The following is a 19096-nucleotide window of genomic DNA, read 5'->3' as shown; positions in this document are numbered from 1 at the left end:
TGGGGTGGAGCGGGGGTGGAGCGGGGTGGAGCGGGGTGGTGCAGCGGAGCCCCTGCCCCCGGAGGAGCGCCGCCGCACCGTGGTCGTGCCTGGGGCGTCGGGGCGTCAGTGACCCGGCGCCTGGTCCTCCTCGATCCAGCCCATGGTCCGCTCGACGGCCTTGAGCCAGTTCTTGTACTCGCGCTCGCGCGTCGCCTCGTCCATCCGCGGGGTCCACTCGGCGGCGCGGTGCCAGTTGGCGCGCAGCGTGTCGAGGTCCGGCCAGAAGCCGACCGCCAGGCCGGCCGCGTAGGCGGCGCCCAGCGCGGTGGTCTCGGCGACGTACGGGCGCTCGACCGGGACGTCGAGCACGTCCGCGATGTTCTGCATGAGCAGGTTGTTGCTGGTCATGCCGCCGTCGACCTTGAGCGCGGAGAGCGTGACGCCGGAGTCCTTCTCCATGGCGTCGACGACCTCGCGGGTCTGCCAGGCGGTGGCCTCCAGCACGGCGCGGGCCAGGTGGCCCTTGGTCACGTAGCGGGTCAGGCCGGTGATGACGCCGCGGGCGTCGGAGCGCCAGTAGGGCGCGAACAGGCCGGAGAAGGCGGGGACGATGTAGGCGCCGCCGTTGTCCTCGACCGTCGAGGCCAGCGTCTCGATCTCGGCGGCGGTGGAGATGATGCCGAGCTGGTCGCGCAGCCACTGCACCAGCGAGCCGGTGACGGCGATCGAGCCCTCCAGCGCGTAGACCGGGGCCTCCTTGCCGATCCGGTAGCCGACGGTGGTCAGCAGGCCGTGGTAGGAGTTGACGATCTTCTCGCCGGTGTTGAGCAGCAGGAAGGTGCCGGTGCCGTAGGTGGACTTGGCCTCGCCGGTGTCGAAGCAGGTCTGCCCGAACAGCGCCGCCTGCTGGTCGCCCAGCGCAGAGGCGACGGGCACGCCCTCCAGCTCGCCGACCGCCTCGCCGTAGATCTCGGCGGAGGAGCGGATCTCCGGCAGGACGGCGAGCGGCACGTCCATGGACTGGGCGATCGACTCGTCCCACTCCAGCGTGTGCAGGTTCATCAGCATGGTGCGCGAGGCGTTGGTGACGTCGGTGACGTGCTTGCCGCCGTTGACGCCGCCGGTCAGGTTCCAGATGACCCAGGTGTCCATGGTGCCGAAGAGGATCTCGCCTCGGTCGGCGCGCTCGCGCAGGCCCTCGACGTTGTCCAGCAGCCAGCGGATCTTCGGCCCGGCGAAGTAGCTCGCGAGCGGGAGCCCGGTCTCGCGGCGGAAGCGGTCCTGGCCGACGTTGCGGCCGAGCTCCTTGCACAGCTCCTCGGTGCGGGTGTCCTGCCACACCAGGGCGTTGTGGACCGGCTTGCCGGTGTTCTTGTCCCACAGGACGGTGGTCTCGCGCTGGTTGGTGATGCCGATCGCGCGGATGTCGTCGCGGGTCAGCCCGGCCTTGGCCAGGGCGCCGGAGACGACCGACTGCACCCGGGTCCAGATCTCCTCGGCGTCGTGCTCGACCCAGCCGGGCTGGGGGAAGATCTGGCGGTGCTCCTGCTGGTCGACCGCGACGATCCGGCCGTCCGCGCCGAAGACGATGCAGCGGCTGGAGGTCGTTCCCTGGTCGATGGCCGCGATGTACTGGCCGGTGCTGTGCGGGCCGGTGCTGGTGGTCATGGCGTCCTCGTTGACGAGTGGGCGGGCTGAGGGCGGGGTGGTTCCTGAGTACCTGAGGCAGAAGCCTGGCTTACGCGAAGGCCGCGTTGTAGATGCCGCCGGCGAGCAGGGCGCCGATGACCGGGCCCAGCACGGGGATCCAGGCGTAGCTCCAGTCGGAGCCGCCCTTCTTCGGGATCGGCAGCAGGGAGTGGACCAGGCGCGGCGCCAGGTCGCGGAAGGGGTTGATGGCGTAGCCGGTCGGGCCGCCGAGGGAGAGCCCGATGCCGACCACCGTCAGGGCGGTGATCAGGATGCCCAGGCCGGACAGGCCCAGCTCCTTGTTGAGGCCCTGGGTGAGGATCAGCAGGCAGAGCACCGCGGTGCCGATGGCCTCGGTGATCACGTTCTGGATCGGGTTCCTGATCTCGGGGCCGGTCGCGAAGATGCCGAGGGTGGGCTCGTCGTTCTCGTTGAACTGGCCGAGGTAGGTGAGCCAGACCAGCAGGGCGCCTATGGCCGCGCCGAGGAACTGCCCGGCCAGGTAGAGCGGCACGTGGCTCCACGCGCCCGTCTTGACGGCGATCGCGATGGTGACGGCGGGGTTGAGGTGGGCGCCGGACAGGGTGCTGGAGGTGTAGGCGGCCACCAGCACGGCGAAGCCCCAGCCGAAGGTGATGGCCAGCCAGCCCGCACCCTCCGCCTTCGATCTCTTCAACGTGACGGCGGCGCAGACGCCACCGCCGAGCAGGATCAGGACGGCGGTACCGATCAGTTCGCCGAAGAAGATGTGGCTGTCGGACACAGCGACTCCCAGGGTGCAGTTTGCGGCTCGCGTTCGACAATGTCGACCGCTGTGCGAAAACTACGTGGGTGTAAGGCGTGCGTCAAGGCTGCGTCCATGGACGCCCAAGCTAGGCAAAAGGTGTGAAGCGCCGCTTGCGAACACGCCGAAGGGCCCGTGCCGGGTGTGGTGGCGACGGGCGGTGGGTGCGGTGCGGGGGCGGGCCTAGAAGCGGGGCGCGCCCAGGTCGCGGGAGATGGCGCGGGCCGCCTCGCGGACGGAGACCACCAGCTCGGGCCGGACCGGCCCGGTCCGGCCGTCCGGTTCGGCGGTGCAGACCCGCTCGACCGGCCCGTTCAGCGCGACCGCGCCCACGGGGTTGCGGCGCCGGTCCTGGATCAGGGCGCCGATGGACGCCACGCCGGTCCAGGTCTCCTCGACCGCCGAGGCCCAGCCGCGCTCGCGCACGAGTGCCGCCTCGGCGTCGATCGCGTCGAGCTCGGTGAGGGTGTGGGCGGTGAAGGCCTCGCGCTCGCTCTCGATCAGCTCGGCGCGGGCCACCGGGTCGAAGGCGGTCAGCACCTTGCCCAGCGCGGTGCTGTGCAGCGGCTGCATGCTGCCGACCTCCAGCACCTGCCTGGTGTCGTCCGGGCGGAACACGTGGTGCACGATCAGTACGCCGCGCTGGTGCAGCACACCGAGGTAGACGGTCTCCCCGCTGGCCCGGGCCAGGTCGTCGGCCCACACCAGCGCGCGGGCGCGCAGCTCGTGCACGTCCAGGTAGCTCTGTCCCAGGCGCAGCAGTTCGGCACCGAGCTGGTACTTGCCGCTGTCCGGGTTCTGCTCGACGAAGCCCTCCTGCTGCAGGGTCCGCAGGATGCCGTGGGCGGTTCCCTTGGCCAGGCCGAGCGCGTTCGCCACATCGGAGAGCCCGAGCCGGCGCTCGCCGCCGGCGAGCAGCCGAAGGATCGCCGCGGCGCGCTCCAGCGACTGGATCGAGCCGGCCATCGAGGCACCTCCGGGGCGCTTGCTGTCGGGAACGCTGTTCGACAATGTCGACGGCGCACTGCTTGCCTCAGAGTCTGCCAGAACTGATCGGCAAGTGAGGACGCCGCAGCCACCTCAGGGGCGCGGCGCTCTGCTAGGTCAACTGCGGGCGTGAGCAACCACCGGCGTGCGGATGGCCCTGCTCGGTGAGGACCATCCGCACGTGGGTGGCTTGTCGCGCCCACGCAGGGGCACCTCGCGGCCGAAGGCCGGGGGAGGAGCCGCAGATCGGCAGAGCCCCGCGTCCCTGGACAGTGCGACTACAGGCGGGAGAGCACCTAGCGGATCGCCTCCGACAGGGCGGTGATCTGGTCAGCGCCGACGCGGCAGCAGCCGCCGAGGAGGAGGGCGCCGGCGGTGAGCCACGCGTCGACGCGGGTGGGGGAGAAGGTCGCCGGACCGGTCCAGGCGCGGGCCGTGGCGTCCCAGCCCTCGCCGCTGTTGGGGTAGACGACCACCGGCTTGCCGGCCGCCGCCGCGGCCAGCGACACCGCCTCGGCCGCCTCCTCGGGCGCCAGGCAGTTGACCCCGACGGCGATGACCTGGGCGTTGTCCCGGGCGAGGGCGAACGCCTCCTCCAGCGGCTGGCCCGCGCGGGTGCGGCCCTCCGCCGCGCTGAAGGAGAGCCAGACGGGGACGTCGAGACCGGAGACGGCGTCGAGGACGGCGACCGCCTCGTCCACGTCGGGGATCGTCTCGATCGCGAGCACGTCCGGCGCGGCCGAGGCCAGGACCTCGGCCCGTGGGGCGTGGAACGCGCGCAGCTGGGCGCGGGTGAGGCCGTAGCGGCCGCGGTACTCCGAGCCGTCGGCGAGGACCGCGCCGTAGGGGCCGACCGACGCGGCGACCCACCGGTCGGGAGCGTCGCCCGCCGCCTCGCGGGCCAGCGTCACACTGCGCCGCAGGAGCTGCTCCGCCTCCGCACGGTCGACGCCCACCTGGGCGAAGCCCTCGAAGCTGGCCTGGTAGCTCGCGGTGATGGCGACCTGCGCGCCCGCCTCGAAGTACCGGCGGTGGACCGCCGCCACCGCCTCCGGCGCGTCCCGCAGCAGGCGCGCGGACCACAGCGCGTCGGAGAGGTCGTGCCCGTCGGCCGCCAGTTCGTTGGACATGCCGCCGTCCAGCACGACCGGCCCCTGGGCCAGTGCGGTGGCGAGCGGGATCCGAGGGGACGTCACGGGAACCTCCGGGCAGTGCGAACGGGCTGGTCAACGACGCGGGGGCGGGCCTCCCGAAAGATCCGGTGGACCCGCCCCGACGACGCTTCGATCACCCTAACCCGGCGCCGGGGCAGAACCCGTGACCCGTCCGCATCCCGGGCTCGGCTCGGGTTCCCTCACCGGCTCGCCACCTCGCCGGTCGGGTTCCCTCACCGGCTCGCCACCTCGCCGGTCGGGTTCCCTCACCGGCTCGCCACCTCGCCGGCTCGCCAGCTCACCGGCTCACCACCTCGCCAGCTCACCAGCTCACCGGCTCACCACCTCGCCAGCTCACCAGCCCACCGGCTCACCACCTCGCCAGCTCACCAGCTCACCGGCTCACCGGCTCACCGGCTCGCCACCTTGCCACCTCGCCAGCTCACCGGCTCACCGGCTCAGCGCTGGATGTTCAGCCGCGCCCCGCCGTCGACCGGCAGCACGACGCCGGTGGTGTAGCCGTTCTCCACCAGGAACGCGATCGCGTGCGCGACCTCCTCGGCGCGGCCCGGGCGGCCGACCGCGGTGGTGCTCGTCGCGCCCGCCAGGGTCTCGGCGCGCACCTCCTGCGGGACCCAGTCCCACCACGGCGTCTCGATCACGCCGGGCGAGATCGCGTTGACGCGGCGCGGGGCCAGCTCCGCCGCGAGGATCCGCGAGGCGGTCTCCACGGCCGAGTTCATCGCGCCCAGCAGGACCAGGCCCGGGCCGCTCAGCTGCGAGCTGACCGCGCCGAGGAGGGTGACCGAACCGTCCGCGCGCAGCGTGCCGAGTGCGGCCTGGACGGCGAGGAGCTGTGCGAGCAGCTTGCCCTCGCTGTGCTCGCGCACCAGATCGCCCTCCAGGTCGGCGAGGGAGGTGACCCCGCCGTTCCTGGTGACCGTCACCACCAGGTGGTCGAAGGCGCCCACCTGCGCGAAGAACGCGCCGAGCTGCGCACGGTCCGTCGCGTCCACCGTCGCGCCCGTCACCGGGCGGTCCTCCCCCTTCGCGGCGAGCGTCTTGAGCGCCTGCGCGAGCCGTTCCCCGTCGCGCCCCGCGACGACGACCTCGAAGCCCCGGTCGAGCAGCAGGTCCGCCGTCGCCAGTCCGATCCCCGAGGTGCCGCCGAGGATGACGACGCGCTCCGACGTGTGCTGTGCCATGTCCGTCCCCACTTCACTTCGTTCCACTGTCGGCGCCTCTTTACGAGACACCGTGCCTCGATTATGTATCGAGACATCGTGTCTTGTAAAGTCGGGCCATGAGCAGCAAGCCCCTCGGCCGCCCCCGCAGCGCCGATGCCCACCGCGCGATCCTCGACGCCGCCCTCGCCCTCGCCGTCCGCGACGGCTACGCGGCCGTCACCATGAAGTCGATCGCCGAGGAGGCCGGCGTCGGGCGTCAGACGGTCTACCGCTGGTGGCCCACGCGCGGCGCCGTCCTGGTCGAGGCCATGGGCGAGATCGGCGCGGCCCACGGCGCGCCGCCGCCGAGCGGCGACCCGGTGGCCGACCTGCGCCTGTTTCTCGACCAGACCTTCGCCCTGGCCAACAAGGCGCCGGTGGCGGACGTCCTGCTCGGTCTGCTGTCGGACGCCTTCGCGGACGAGGCGCTGCGCGTCACGATGCGCGCGTACATCGCCGGCCGCCGTGCGCTGCTCGCGCAGGTGCTCGGGCGTCAGGGCGCGGAGGGGTGGATGGTCCCGGTGCCCACCGTCGTCGACCTGGTCTTCGGTGCGATGTGGTACCGGCTGATGAACGAACACGGTCCGGTCGGACCGGAGTTGACGGAGGAAGTGCTCGTCGTGGTGGCCGCGCTGCGCGGCTGAGATCCGGCGCACCCCGGCTCGCGGGGCTGGTGTCGGGCATCGCCGCGCGCTATGTTGTTCTCGTTCTGAGAAATACTCATCATGAGAACAACATCCTGAGAACAACGGAGCACAGCATGGACGCGCAGCCCGCCCGCACCGATGACGAGGCCGCGTTCCTTGCCACCTATGACCCGCGGGCCTTCCCCGCGATCGCGCTGACCGTCGACGTCGTCGTGCTCACCATGCGCGAGGGCCGCCTCAACGTTCTGCTGGTCGAGCGTGCCGCGCCGCCGTTCCAGGGCCGATGGGCGCTGCCGGGCGGGTTCGTCAAGGCGGGGGAGGAGGGGCTGGACGAGGCCGCGGCGCGTGAGCTCGCGGAGGAGACGGGGCTCAGCGCCGGCGCCCTGCGCCGCGTGCATCTGGAGCAGCTCGGCTCCTACGGCGCCCCCGAACGGGACCCGCGGATGCACGTGGTCTCGGTGGCCTACCTGGCCTTCGCACCCGACCTGCCCGACCCGCGTGCCGGTGGCGACGCCGCCCGCGCCGTCTGGACTCCGGTCGCCGGTCCCCACGGGGGTGGGACCGGCGACCGGCGGCTCACCGGCCGCGAGCTCGCCTTCGACCACGCGGCGATCCTCGCCGACGCACTGGACCGCGCCCGCGCCAAGCTCGAGTACACGCCGCTGGCCACGGCCTTCCTCGCGCCGGAGTTCACCATCCCCGAGCTGCGCACCGTCTACGAGGAGATCTGGGGGGAGAAGCTCCACCCCGGCAACTTCCACCGCAAGGTGCTCTCCGTGCCCGGCTTCGTCGAGAGCACCGGGGAGACCGCCGAGCGCGGCGGCTCCCGCGGCGGGCCGCGGGCCCGGGTCTACCGGGCCGGGGACGCCCGCCTGCTCCACCCGGCGCTGCTGCGCCCCGACCGTGAGGAGGGAGTGCGTTGAACCAACCACCCTGGGCGGCCTCCGCCCATGGCCGGCCCGGCGACCGGCCGGAGCCGCCACGCCCGCGCACCTTCGACGAGGCGCTGGCCGCCCTCGCCTCGGCGGGGAGCGCCGACGAACTCTTCGGTCCGGTCAGCGACCCCGAGGCGTCCGCGCGCCGCTACCGGCGCCTGGTCCGCCTCTTGCACCCGGACACCTCGCCGCCGGGTCGCCGCGCCGAGGCGACCGCCGCCTGCGCCGCGCTCAACCGCCTCCGCGCCACCCAGCAGCCCCCGGACGACGACCTGCTGACGACCCGTCGCTACCGGTACCAGGTGGGCGGGACGCTGGCCGTCGGCGACATCGCCGTCCTGCGCGCCGCCCGCTCCCGCCGCCGCGACAGCGCCGGGCCACCGCTCGACGCCGTCCTGAAGACCCCGCGCGACCCTGCCGACAACGACCTGATGGAACGTGAGGCCCACGTCCTCACCTGGCTGGCCCGCCACGGCGAACCGCGGTTCCAGAGCTACGTGCCCACGCTGCTGGAGAGCTTCTGTCACGCGGACCCCGCCGACCCGGCCGCCGTCCCGCGCCGCGTCAACGCGCTGCTGCAGCTCGACGGGTTCCTCACCCTGGCGCAGCTGCGCGCGGCTTTTCCCGACGGGCTCGACCCCCGCGACGCCGCCTGGATCTGGCGGCGCCTGCTCGTCGCGCTCGGGCACGCGCACCGCACCCGGGTCCGCCACGGCGCGGTGCTGCCCGAGCACGTCCTGATCCAACCGGTGGAGCACGGTGTGGTGCTGGTCGACTGGTGCTACGCGTCGACGGGCGCGCCCACGCCGGCGCCCGCGCTCGTCGAACGCCACCGCGACCGCTACCCGCCAGAGGTGCCGGCCCGGCGACCCGTCACCGAGGCCACCGACATCCACCTCGCCAGCTCCTGCATCGCCGAACTCATGGGCGATCAGGCCCCGCGGCCGATCCGCAACTTCCTGGCCGGCTGCATGCTCCCGGCCGAGGCCCGCCGCCCGCACGACGCCTGGCGCCTGCTGGCGGAACTCGACCGACTGCTGGAACGCCTCTACGGCCCGCGCACCTTCCGCCCACTGCACCTGCCCGCCGCCTGAGCGACGGCCCGCCGCCGCAGTCACGGCCCGCACCGACGCGCACCACACGAACGCGCACCACAGGTGCGCGCACCACAGGTACGCGCACCACACCACACCGAACGGGGAGAGCCACCATGGGAAGCGGACGCTGGGACACCGACGTCTACGCCGCAGCCGCCAACTTCCGCGCCGAGAACGGCATCGGCGCCTTCGACTACAGCGACCGGGCCCGCCGCGGCCCACGCCACCTGTGGCGCGCCCACCCGGACCTCGACCCGTTCGGGCTGACCGTCCGTGAGAGCCGCGACAGCGCCGAACACCCCGACTCCCAGGCGGTGGCCGTCCTCTTCGACGTCACCGGCTCCATGGGCACCGTGCCGCGGGTCCTGCAGACCAAACTGCCGGAGCTGTTCGGCCTGCTGCTGCGCAAGGGCTACATCCGCGACCCGCAGATCATGTTCGGCGGCATCGGCGACGCCACCTGCGACCGAGTACCGCTCCAGCTCGGGCAGTTCGAGTCGGACAACCGGATGGACGACAACCTCGGCAGCATCTTCCTCGAGGGCGGGGGCGGCGGGCAGATGCACGAGTCCTACGAGCTCGCCCTGTACGCCATGGCCCAGCACACCGCCATCGACTGCCACGAGAAGCGCGGCCGTCGCGGCTACCTCTTCCTCATCGGCGACGAACTGCCCTACGGGCGCGTCAGTGCCACCCAGGTGCACGAGGTCTTCGGCGAACGCCTGCCGGAGGACCTCCCCTTGGAGAGCCTGCTGGACGAGCTCAAGCGCCGCTGGGACGTCTACTTCGTCCTCCCCGCCGGGTCCTCCTACGTTGGCAACGACCAGGTTCTGGGCCGCTGGCGCAACCTGCTCGGCGAGAACGTCATCGAACTGGACGACCTGGACGCGGTCTGCGAGACGATCGCGCTCACCATCGGGATCGGCGAGGACGCCATCGACCTCGACGAGGGCCTCGCCGACCTCTCCGACGTCGGCTCGCGCGCCGGGGCGGCCGTCGGCCGTGCACTGGCGGGCGTCGCGCGGCGCGGCGGACAGATCGCCGTCTCCGAGGTCTCGCTGCTCCGACGCGACGGCGCCACCTCCCACGACGGCGCCACCTTCCATGACAGCCCGGAACACGGAGGGAACACCCGGCTGTGACGATCCGTCAACGCCACGCCGTCGTCGTCGACCTGGGGTTCGGCGACGCCGGCAAGGGCGCCACCGTGGACCGGCTGTGCCGGGCGATGGGCGCGACCTGCGTGGTGCGCTTCAACGGCGGTGCGCAGGCGGCCCACAACGTGGTCGCCGACGACGGTCGCCACCACACCTTCGCGCAGTTCGGCTCCGGTGGCCTCGTGCCCGGCGTGCGCACGCACCTGTCCCGGTTCGTCCTCGTCGACCCGCTCGCGCTGTCCACCGAGGCACGGCACCTGCGGTCGATCGGCGTCGCCGACCCGTTCGCCGGGCTCACCGTCGACCGCCGGGCCCTGCTCACCACCCCGTACCACGCCGCCGCGAACCGCCTGCGCGAACGGGCGCGCGGTGCGGCCCGCCACGGTTCGTGCGGCATGGGGATCGGCGAGACCGCCGCCTACGCCCTCGCCAACCCCGAGGGCGCACCCACGGTCGGGGACTGCGCCGCGCCCCTGCGGCTGACGGCCAGGCTGGCCGTGCTGCGCGAGCGCCTGGCGGCGGAACTCGACATCGCGGTGGAGCGGTTGGGGCCACCCGTCGAGGACTGCGTGCTCGCCTACCGGGCGTTCGCGGCGACGGTCCGGTTCACGGACGAGCCGTACCTGGCGGGCGTGCTCCGGCGGGAGCGCGTCGTCTTCGAGGGCGCGCAGGGCGTCCTGCTGGACGAGTGGCACGGCTTCCACCCCTACACAACCTGGTCCACCACCACATTCGCCAACACGGACGCGCTGCTGACCGAGGCGGGGGCCGCGGGGGAGGCGCTGCGCCTCGGCGTCGTCCGCGCCGTCACCACCCGGCACGGCCCCGGCCCGCTGGTCACCGAGGACGCCGCCCTCGACGCGGACCTGCCGGAGCCCCACAACGCCACCGGCCCCTGGCAGGGCGCGTTCCGCCGCGGCCACTTCGACGCGGTCGCCCACCGCTACGCCCTGCGCGCCGCCGGGGGAGCCGACGCGCTCGCCCTCACCCACCTGGACGCCGCCACCCGGGCGCCGCGCCTGCGTCTGTGTGACGCCTACCGCGTCGAGGGCGGCGAGGTCCGCGACCTGACCCCCGCGCCGCCCGGCGGCCTCGCGCAGCGCCGCGCCCTCACCGAACGGCTCCTGCGCACCCGCCCGGCCCGCCTCGAACGCCCCGCGGACTGGCCCGAGACCGTCAGCCACGCCCTAGGCCTGCCCGTCCTGCTCACCTCCTACGGCCCCCGCACCAGCGACGCGACCTTCCACCGCCATGGCGCTGTCGCGCTCCCGGCCGACGCCGCCCTCACCCCAACGGGCTGACCCGCCGAAAAGCCCGGCAGGCTGCCGGGATCGGCGTCCCGGGATCGGCGTCCCGGGATCGGCGTCCCGGGATCGGCCTCCCGGGACCTGTCCCCGCCAGCCTGCCGGGGGCAGGCGGGCTTGTTCGGCCTGACCGGAAGCCCGCGCGCGAGCCACCCTTCGCCCGCTCCCCGCTCCCCGCTCCCCGCTCCGCGCACCGCGCACCGCGCACCGCGCACCGCGCACCGCACACCCCGCACCGCACCCGGCCGGGGGCCGCTGCCGTGGCCTCAGGCGGGCGGGACGAAGGTCCGCAGCGCGTGGCGGCCCAGGGTCGAGGAGAGGGCCTCGGGGAGATCGGCGGCGAAGACCAGCTCCGGGCCACCGACGGACCCGTGCGGAGCGTTGCCCGACGGGGCGACCAGGCGCGTCGCGTAGACGTGGTGCGCGGCGGTCAGGCGTCCGCCGAGGTCGGTGACCGGCGCGAGCACGCCGTCGGCACCGAGCCGACCGGTGACGGCCACCTCCGCGCGGACCAGGTGGCCACCCAGCAGCGAGACCAAGGCCACCGCGATCGCCAGCCCGGCGCCCGCCGCGTCGTCAGGCGTCGTGCCGCGCGGGATGTCCCCGTACGGCTCCTCGACGCTGATGTCGTGGTGGGCGAACCAGTCGGCGCCCAGCTGCGGCAGCAGCGCGGGCGCCGCGCCGCGCACCGCGACGACGGCGGCCTCTGCGGCGGGACCGAAGAGGCCGCCGAGGAGGCCGGTCGCCTTCACCCGGCCGCGCCCGCGCTCCGCCATCACCATCACCGGCAGCAGCGCGTCGCGGACGGGCGTCCAGGCCAGGCCGAGACGCTGGTCGTAGCGGTGCTGGAGCAGGTCGCCGTGGGCCAGGTTGTGCATTTTGCCCTGGACGTCGGCCTCGTAGTCCACGACCACCCGGGCGTGGTCCGCCGGGTCGTACCAGACGGGCACGACGCCGCCCTCGAGCGGCAGCGTGTGCATCCGGGTCAGCACCGTCGCCTCGAACGGCGGCTCCGCCCGGCTCTTCGGGACCACCCGCAGGTGCATCCAGCAATCCATCCACTGGGCCGTGAGGTCCTGGTCCGAGGCCCACATCGCTCGCAGATGGTTCCCCCCGCCCACCGTCTTGACCGAGATGATCTCGGCGGGCGCGGTCCTGCCGCGCTCCCGCAGATCCTCCAGCAGATGCCTGTGCTTGAAGAGCATGGACGCCCCCTCCCGGGCCGCCTCCACCGGGCGGTGCGGCACAGCTTACGAGGATCGGTGGGTCAACCTGCCTGGCGTGCCGACCCGCGTTCGTGGGAGATTCAGCACAGGCGTTCCCACCTGCCCGCCGACGTGCAGGGCGCCGGACCGCGGAGGCACGCACAGCGCATGAGCAGCGACGAGATCACCCCCCTGTGGCAGCCCGACCCCGCCCGTGCCACGGCTTCGAGGCTCGCCGCCTTCCACCGCTTCGCCGCCGAGTACTACGGTGCGCCCCGGCCGACCGCCGACGGCAGGCCGGAGGTCGAGTACGCACTGTTCCACCGCTGGTCCGTCGAGCACCTCGACGACTTCTGGAGCGCGCTGACCCAGTGGTTCGACGTCCGCTTCACCACCGCGCCCACCGCCGTCCTCGGTGACTCCGCCATGCCGGGCGCCGAGTGGTTCCCCGGCTCGCGGCTCAACTACGCCCAGCACGTCCTGCGCCACGGCGAGGACCCGCACAACGCCGACAGCCCCGCGATCCTGCACCTGGAGGAGGGCAGCGAGAAGCCGCGCGTCACCACCTGGTCCGAGCTGCGCCGCCAGGTCGGCTCGCTGGCGGCCGAGCTGCGCCGCCTCGGCGTCGGCCCCGGCGACCGCGTCAGCGCCTACGTGCCCAACGTGCCCCAGGCCGCCGTCGCCCTGCTGGCCACCGCGGCCGTCGGCGCGGTGTGGACCTCCTGCGCGCCCGACTTCGGCGCGCGCAGCGTGCTGGACCGCTTCCAGCAGATCGAGCCGGTGCTGCTGTTCGCCGTCGACGGCTACCGCTACGGCGGCAAGGAGCACGACCGCACCGAGGTCGTCGCCGAGCTGCGGGCCGAGCTGCCGTCGCTGCGGCACGTCGTGCACATCCCGCTGCTCGGGCGCGCGGCGCCTGAGGGTGCGCTGGAGTGGGAGTCGCTGACCTCCGCTCCCGCCGTTCCCGTCTTCGAGCAGCTGCCGTTCGACCACCCGCTGTGGGTGCTGTACTCCTCCGGCACGACGGGCCTGCCGAAGGCCATCGTGCAGAGCCACGGCGGCATCACCGTGGAGCACCTCAAGCAGGCGGGCCTGCACCTGGACCTCGGGCCGGAGGACCGTTTCTTCTGGTACACCTCCACCGGCTGGATGATGTGGAACTTCCTGCTCGCCGGCCTGCTGGTGGGCGCGAGCATCGTCACCTACGACGGCAGCCCGGGCTACCCGACCCCGGACGCCCAGTGGCGCATCGCGGCCGCGACCGGCGTCACCGTCTACGGCACCTCCGCCGCCTACGTCATGGCCTGCAAGAAGGCCGAGGTCCACCCGGGCCGGGACCTCGACCTCTCCAAGCTCCGCGCGATCGGCACCACCGGCTCCCCGCTGCCGCCGGACGGCTTCCGCTGGATCTACGACGAGATCAGCTCCGACGTCTGGCTCGCCTCGGTCAGCGGCGGCACGGACGTGTGCAGCTGCTTCGTCGGCGGCGTGCCGACGCTGCCCGTCCACGTCGGCGAGATCCAGGCTCCCAGCCTCGGCGCCGCGGTGGAGGCCTGGGACGCGAGCGGCAAGCCGGTGGTCGAGGAGGTCGGCGAGCTGGTCGTCACCAAGCCGATCCCGTCGATGCCGATCGGCTTCTGGAACGACCCCGGGGGCGTCCGTTACCGCGAGAGCTACTTCGAGATGTTCCCCGGCACATGGCGCCACGGCGACTGGATCACCGTGACCGACCGCGGCAGCGTCGTCATCCACGGCCGCTCCGACTCGACGCTGAACCGGCAGGGCGTCCGGATGGGCTCGGCGGACATCTACGAGGTGGTCGAGCGCCTGCCCGAGATCAAGGAGTCCCTGGTCATCGGCCTGGAGGAGCCGAACGGCGGCTACTGGATGCCGCTCTTCGTCGTCCTCGCGGAGGGCGCGGAACTCGACGACGCGCTGCGGGCCGCGGTGCGCGACACGGTGCGGACGCAGTTGTCGCCGCGCCACGTCCCGGACGAGATCATCGCGGTCCCGGCACTGCCGCACACCCTCACGGGCAAGCGCATCGAGGTCCCGGTGAAGCGGATTCTCGGCGGTACGCCGCTGGAGAAGGCGGTCAACCCAGGCTCCATCGACAACCCGGACGCCCTCCGCATCTTCGAGCAGTACCGGCGGGCCTGAGCACCGTAGGCGGCGTAGCCGCCTGGGGGCGTGGGGCTCTGCTGATCAGCGGCTCCTCCCCCAGCCTTCGGCCGGGAGGTTCCCCTGCGGGGCGCGAGCAACCACTGACGAGCGGATGGCCCTGCGCGTTCGGGGCTCTACCTCGCTGGGTGGCTTGTCGCGCCCCGCGGCGGAGCCGCAGATCGGCAGAGCCCCGCGCCCTCTACCGGGCTACGCCCGGTAGAGGAGCTCGCCGTGCAGGACGCTCAGCCAGCCGCGGTCGTCCGCCGCCCACCTGCGCCAGCCTTCGGAGATTCGCTCCAGGTCCTCCCGTGTCGCGAACCCCTCCGCCACCGCCTGTTCGGCCACGCTGGAAGCGACAATCCGCTCCGCCCACATCCCGCCCCACCACGCGCGGTCCTCGTCCGCGGCGAAGCACCACGTCGACGACGACGCCCCGATCCGCTCGGCCGCGAAGCCGGCCTCCAGCGCCCAGGCGCGCAGCATCCGGCCCGCGTCCGGCTCGCCGGCGTTGCTGTGGGCCACCCGGTGGTACAGGGTGTTCCACTCGTCCAGCTCCGGCAGGGCGGGGTACCAGGTGAAGCCCGCGTAGTCCGAATCGCGTACCGCGACGACCCCGCCGGGGCGGCAGACCCGGCGCATCTCGCGTAGGGCCGTCACCGGATCGGCGACGTGCTGCAGCACCTGGTGCGCGTGGACCACGTCGAACGACGCGTCCGGGAACGGGAGCGCGTGCACGTCCGCCGTCTCGAAGCGGACCCCGGCCGACTCCGGGACGGCCGCGGCCGCCTGGGCCAGCACCTCAGCGGAGCTGTCGACCGCGGTGACCTGGCCGGGGCCGACCCGCTCCGCCAGTCCGGCGGTGATCGTGCCGGGGCCGCAGCCCACGTCCAGCAGGGTCTGTCCCGGCTTCAGCTCCGGCAGCAGGTACGCCGCGGAGTTCTCGACCGTGCGCCACCGGTGCGAACGCAGCACCGAATCGTGGAAGCCGTGCGTGTACTGGTTCTGATGCTCGGTCATGTCCACCTCCCGACCCTGACGCTAGATCATGTCTCATGAAGCGAGAAGATCCGTCTCAAATGGCGAGAACAATCCGTCGCGCCCGTAGCGGAGCGGCGTCCCTTCGCGCCAGGATCGGTGTACAGACCCGTCAGAGAGGTACGCCCATGACGCGCGACGCGGCCGCCGCCTCGACCCGCACCGGAGCACCCGCCGCCCCCGCCCACCCGTCGACCGCAGCCACCCGCAGGCCGCAGGCCGTGCTCTGGACGGGACTGGCCATCGTCTACGTCGTGTGGGGCTCGACCTACCTCGCCATCCGCATCGTCGTCGAGACCATCCCGCCGTTCTTCTCCGCGGGGCTCCGCTTCCTCGTCGCAGGCCTGCTGCTCGCCGGACTCGTCGCCTGGCGCTCGGGGCCGGCCGCGCTGAGGATCGACCGGCGCCGCCTCGCCTCCGCCGTCCTGGTCGGACTGCTTCTCCTGGTCGGCGGCAACGGCCTCGTCGTCCTGGCCGAGACCCGGATCCCGTCCGGCCTCGCCGCACTGCTCGTCGCGAGCGTCCCGCTCTGGGTCATCGTGCTGCGCAGCCTCTTCGGCGACCGCCCGCGGGCCGCGACCTTCGGAGGCGTCCTGCTCGGCTTCAGCGGACTCGCCGTGCTGACCCTCCCCGGTGCCTCCGGCGGCGTCCGGCTCACCGGGATCGCCCTGGTGCTCACCGCCGCGCTGCTCTGGTCGGTGGGCTCCTTCCTCTCCTCCCGGCTGCCCATGCCGGAGAGTGCCTTCACCGCGAGTGCCTACGAGATGCTCGCCGGCGGCGTCGGGGACCTGCTGCTCAGCCTGGTCCGCCACGAGCACGTCCGGTTCGGCGCGATCAGCACCAACTCCTGGCTCGCCCTCGCCTACCTCGTCGTCTTCGGATCGATCGTCGCCTTCAGCGCCTTCGCCTGGCTGCTGCAGAACGCCCCGCTGTCGCTCGTCGCGACCTACGCCTACGTCAACCCGGTCGTCGCGGTCGCCCTGGGCTGGCTGATCCTCTCCGAGCCGGTCACCTGGTCCATCGCGATCGGCGGGGCCGTCGTGGTGGCGGGAGTCTTCCTCGTGGTCAGTACGGAGGGTCGAACGTGGCGGGCCCCCGTCCCCGAGACTCCAGTCTCGAAAAGCGAGGGCCCGGCACAGGCGTAAAGGGTCAGGCGCCCCGGGTCACTCCCCGGACAGCACCTGGTTCGCCGCCGCGCGCGCGTCGGCCGCGTTGTCCGTCGCCCGCGCGGCCAGTGCCGCGCGTTCGCACTGCGCCAGCGTCACCTTGGACAGCTTCGCCCGCACGTAGGGGATCGAGGCCGCGCCCATGGACAGGCTCGTCACACCGAGGCCCGTCAGCACGCACGCCAGCACCGGATCCGCGGCCGCCTCGCCGCAGACGCCGCAGCTCTTGCCCTCCGCCTTCGCGGCCTCCGCCGAGAACGCGATCAGGTCCAGCAGCGCCGGCTGCCACGGGTCCTGCAACCGCGCCACCGCGCCCACCTGGCGGTCGGCCGCGAAGGTGTACTGAGCCAGGTCGTTGGTGCCCAGCGAGAGGAACTCGACCTCCTGCAGGATCGACCGCGCCCGCAGCGCCGCCGACGGGATCTCGACCATCGCGCCGAACTTCGCCCGCAACCCCGCCTTGCGACAGGCCTCCGCGAAGTCCCGCGCGTCCTGGCGGTCGGCCACCATCGGGGCCATGACCTCCAGGTACACCGGCAGTCCCTCGGCCGCCTTGGCCAGCGCCCGCAACTGGGTGTCCAGCACCTCGGGGTGCTCCAGCAGTGTGCGCAGACCGCGCACGCCGAGCGCGGGGTTCGGCTCGTCGGCGGGAGTCAGGAACTCCAGCGGCTTGTCCGCGCCGGCGTCCAGCACGCGCACGACGACCCGGCCCTCCGGGAACGCCTCCAGTACCTTGCGGTACGCCTCGATCTGGGACTCCTCGGACGGCGCCTTCTTGGAGTCGTCCAGGAAGAGGAACTCGGTACGGAAGAGACCGACGCCCTCGGCCCCCGCCTCGACCGCCGCCGGGACGTCCGCCGGACCGCCGACGTTCGCCAGCAGCGGCACCCGGTGCCCGTCGGAGGTCTGCCCCGGACCGGTCGACGCCGCCAGCGCCGCCTTCCGCTCCGCCGCCTCCGCGCGCAACGCGTCCTGCGTGGACTGCGCCGGCTCGACGATCACCGCACCCGTGCTGCCGTCCACCGCGACCAGCACACCCTCGGCCGTGTCCGTCGCACCCGGCAGGGCCACGACGGCCGGCACACCCAGCGCGCGGGCGAGGATCGCGCTGTGGCTGGTCGGCCCGCCCTCCTCGGTGACGAAGCCCAGGACGAGCGTCGGGTCCAGCAGCGCGGTGTCGGCGGGCGCCAGGTCCCGGGCGAAGAGCACGTACGGCTCGTCGCTGTCCGGCACGCCCGGCATCGGCACGCCCATCAGCCGCGCCACGATGCGGTTCCGCACGTCGTCCAGGTCGGCGACGCGTCCCGCGAGGTAGTCGCCGGCGGCGGCGAGCAGCGCCCGGTAGGCCGCGAACGCGTCGTAGACGGCGCGCTCCGCGGAACTGCCGACGGCGATGCGACGCTCGACGTCCGCCATCAGCTCCGGGTCCTGCGCCATCAGCGCCTGGGCCTCCAGCACGGCCTGCGCCTCGCCACCGGCGAGGTTGCCGCGCGCCTGGAGGTCGGCGGCCACGGCGTCGACCGCCTGCCGGGCGCGGGCCTGCTCGCGGGCCGCGTCCTCGGTCGGGATCTGCCTGGCCTCGGGCTCCAGCACCGCCGTGCCCATGTGCCGCACCTGGCCGATCGCCACACCGTGGCTCACGCCCACGCCCTGCAGGGTCTCTGTCATCTCACCGGTCTCCGCTTTGAGTCTCCGTCGAAGGGTTCAGCTGGCGCGCGCCGCGCGCGGGTAGGGCACTACTTCCAAGTGAAGAGGGTGTCGCCCGCCGCGAGCGATCCCGACTCGGCCACCTCGGACAGCTGCTCCGGTGCAGCCTCCAGCGCGACGATCGGGCAGATCGGCGACTTCCCCGCCGCCTCGACCGCCGACGGGTCCCACTTGACGACCGGCTGGCCGCGCTTGACGGTGTCGCCCTTGTTCACGAGCAGCTCGAAGCCCTCGCCGTTGAGCTGCACGGTGTCGATCCCGAGGTGGGTCAACACGCCGTGTCCGTCACCGTCCAGGACGACGAACGCGTGGGGGTGCATGGAGACGACGACGCCGTCGATCGGGGAGACCGCCTCGCCCGGCTCGCGCACAGGGTCGATCGCGGTACCCGGGCCGACCATCGCGCCGGAGAAGACGGGGTCGGGAACGTTCGCGAGCCCGATCGCCTGACCGGCCAGGGGGGACGTGACGGTCGTCATGGTGGTGCCTCCTCGTCGAGATGGCGGAATCCCGCGTGCAGGCCGAGCGGCCCACGTCGGAGATCAGCCTAAATCATGTCAACTACGGACAGATGGGACCGAAAGTCCCGAGTTCGCAGGCTGCAGAGGGTCCTGCGTGCCCGGTGCCGGGCATGATCGGCGAGAGGTCTAGACCACTACGCGCCTCGGAGACTCTACGTCATCCGGGTGACCAGCGCCGATTTGCTCCCCGACGCGGAGGTGTGTAACTTTCTCGTTGTGCCCGGCGCCGACCGGGACAAAACACGAAGGAAGCGCCCGGAGCGGCCCGAAAGGGAAGCAAAGGAAGCGACCGTTCCTTGAGAACTCAACAGCGTGCCAAAAGTCAACGCCAGTTACT

General features: G+C 73.0%; 16 protein-coding genes. 7 read left to right on the top strand and 9 right to left on the bottom strand.

Going from position 1 to position 19096, the window contains the following annotated elements; genetic code table 11:
- Positions 1-105: 105 nt before the first annotated feature.
- From glpK to ABH931_RS09245, 5 genes are all read right to left on the bottom strand, one after another.
- Positions 106-1650, bottom strand: a complete 1545-nt coding sequence (gene glpK / locus ABH931_RS09265; protein ID WP_370111719.1) for a glycerol kinase GlpK — start codon at positions 1648-1650, stop codon at positions 106-108.
- Between the two features lie 70 nt (positions 1651-1720).
- Positions 1721-2434, bottom strand: a complete 714-nt coding sequence (locus ABH931_RS09260; protein ID WP_370111717.1) for an MIP/aquaporin family protein — start codon at positions 2432-2434, stop codon at positions 1721-1723.
- Positions 2435-2638: 204 nt separating this feature from the next.
- Entirely contained in the window at positions 2639-3421 is a 783-nt protein-coding gene (locus ABH931_RS09255; RefSeq protein WP_370111715.1) for an IclR family transcriptional regulator, read from the bottom strand.
- 317 nt (positions 3422-3738) lie between these two features.
- Positions 3739-4638, bottom strand: a complete 900-nt coding sequence (gene mmuM / locus ABH931_RS09250; RefSeq protein ID WP_370111713.1) for a homocysteine S-methyltransferase — start codon at positions 4636-4638, stop codon at positions 3739-3741.
- A 416-nt stretch (positions 4639-5054) separates the two neighbouring features.
- Positions 5055-5801, bottom strand: a complete 747-nt coding sequence (locus tag ABH931_RS09245) for an SDR family oxidoreductase (RefSeq protein ID WP_370111711.1) — start codon at positions 5799-5801, stop codon at positions 5055-5057.
- A gap of 98 nt (positions 5802-5899) precedes the next feature.
- Here ABH931_RS09245 and ABH931_RS09240 point away from each other — a divergent pair, with 98 nt between their 5' ends.
- The 5 genes from ABH931_RS09240 to ABH931_RS09220 all read left to right on the top strand — a co-directional run bounded on the left by ABH931_RS09240 (position 5900) and on the right by ABH931_RS09220 (position 10959).
- Entirely contained in the window at positions 5900-6466 is a 567-nt protein-coding gene (locus tag ABH931_RS09240) for a TetR/AcrR family transcriptional regulator (RefSeq protein WP_370111710.1), read from the top strand.
- Between the two features lie 116 nt (positions 6467-6582).
- Entirely contained in the window at positions 6583-7392 is an 810-nt protein-coding gene (locus tag ABH931_RS09235; protein ID WP_370111708.1) for an NUDIX domain-containing protein, read from the top strand.
- On the top strand, positions 7389-8498 hold the full coding sequence (locus ABH931_RS09230) for a molecular chaperone DnaJ (RefSeq protein ID WP_370111707.1): 1110 nt from the start codon (positions 7389-7391) through the stop codon (positions 8496-8498). The genes ABH931_RS09235 and ABH931_RS09230 overlap by 4 nt, the downstream gene beginning before the upstream one ends.
- A gap of 116 nt (positions 8499-8614) precedes the next feature.
- Complete coding sequence (locus tag ABH931_RS09225) at positions 8615-9643, top strand: hypothetical protein (RefSeq protein WP_370111706.1); 1029 nt, start codon at positions 8615-8617, stop codon at positions 9641-9643.
- Positions 9640-10959, top strand: coding sequence for an adenylosuccinate synthetase (locus tag ABH931_RS09220; protein ID WP_370111704.1), 1320 nt, complete (start codon positions 9640-9642; stop codon positions 10957-10959). The genes ABH931_RS09225 and ABH931_RS09220 overlap by 4 nt, the downstream gene beginning before the upstream one ends.
- Positions 10960-11228: 269 nt before the next feature.
- Here the strand turns inward: ABH931_RS09220 and ABH931_RS09215 are convergent, their stop codons facing one another.
- Positions 11229-12167, bottom strand: coding sequence for a S16 family serine protease (locus ABH931_RS09215; RefSeq protein ID WP_370111703.1), 939 nt, complete (start codon positions 12165-12167; stop codon positions 11229-11231).
- 168 nt (positions 12168-12335) lie between these two features.
- Between ABH931_RS09215 and ABH931_RS09210 the strand changes: the two genes are divergently transcribed.
- Positions 12336-14327 carry an acetoacetate--CoA ligase gene (locus ABH931_RS09210; protein WP_370111701.1) on the top strand — a complete coding sequence of 664 codons (1992 nt, stop codon included), beginning with the start codon at positions 12336-12338 and terminating at the stop codon, positions 14325-14327.
- A 210-nt stretch (positions 14328-14537) separates the two neighbouring features.
- On the opposite strand, the gene ABH931_RS09205 is transcribed toward ABH931_RS09210, so the two are convergent.
- On the bottom strand, positions 14538-15347 hold the full coding sequence (locus tag ABH931_RS09205) for a methyltransferase domain-containing protein (RefSeq protein WP_370111699.1): 810 nt from the start codon (positions 15345-15347) through the stop codon (positions 14538-14540).
- A 146-nt stretch (positions 15348-15493) separates the two neighbouring features.
- Between ABH931_RS09205 and ABH931_RS09200 the strand changes: the two genes are divergently transcribed.
- Positions 15494-16510, top strand: a complete 1017-nt coding sequence (locus tag ABH931_RS09200; protein WP_370111697.1) for an EamA family transporter — start codon at positions 15494-15496, stop codon at positions 16508-16510.
- 18 nt (positions 16511-16528) lie between these two features.
- Here ABH931_RS09200 and ptsP read toward each other — a convergent pair whose 3' ends face one another.
- Both ptsP and ABH931_RS09190 read right to left on the bottom strand, forming a co-directional pair.
- Complete coding sequence (gene ptsP / locus ABH931_RS09195) at positions 16529-18199, bottom strand: phosphoenolpyruvate--protein phosphotransferase (RefSeq protein WP_370111696.1); 1671 nt, start codon at positions 18197-18199, stop codon at positions 16529-16531.
- 68 nt (positions 18200-18267) lie between these two features.
- Complete coding sequence (locus ABH931_RS09190) at positions 18268-18717, bottom strand: PTS glucose transporter subunit IIA (protein ID WP_370111694.1); 450 nt, start codon at positions 18715-18717, stop codon at positions 18268-18270.
- Positions 18718-19096 lie beyond the last annotated feature (379 nt).

It is taken from the genome of Streptacidiphilus sp. MAP12-33, from assembly GCF_041261265.1.
Taxonomy (GTDB): Bacteria; Actinomycetota; Actinomycetes; order Streptomycetales; family Streptomycetaceae; genus Streptacidiphilus.
The sequence above is the reverse complement of the archived record's forward strand: the minus strand, read 5'-3'. Positions and strand labels throughout refer to the sequence as shown.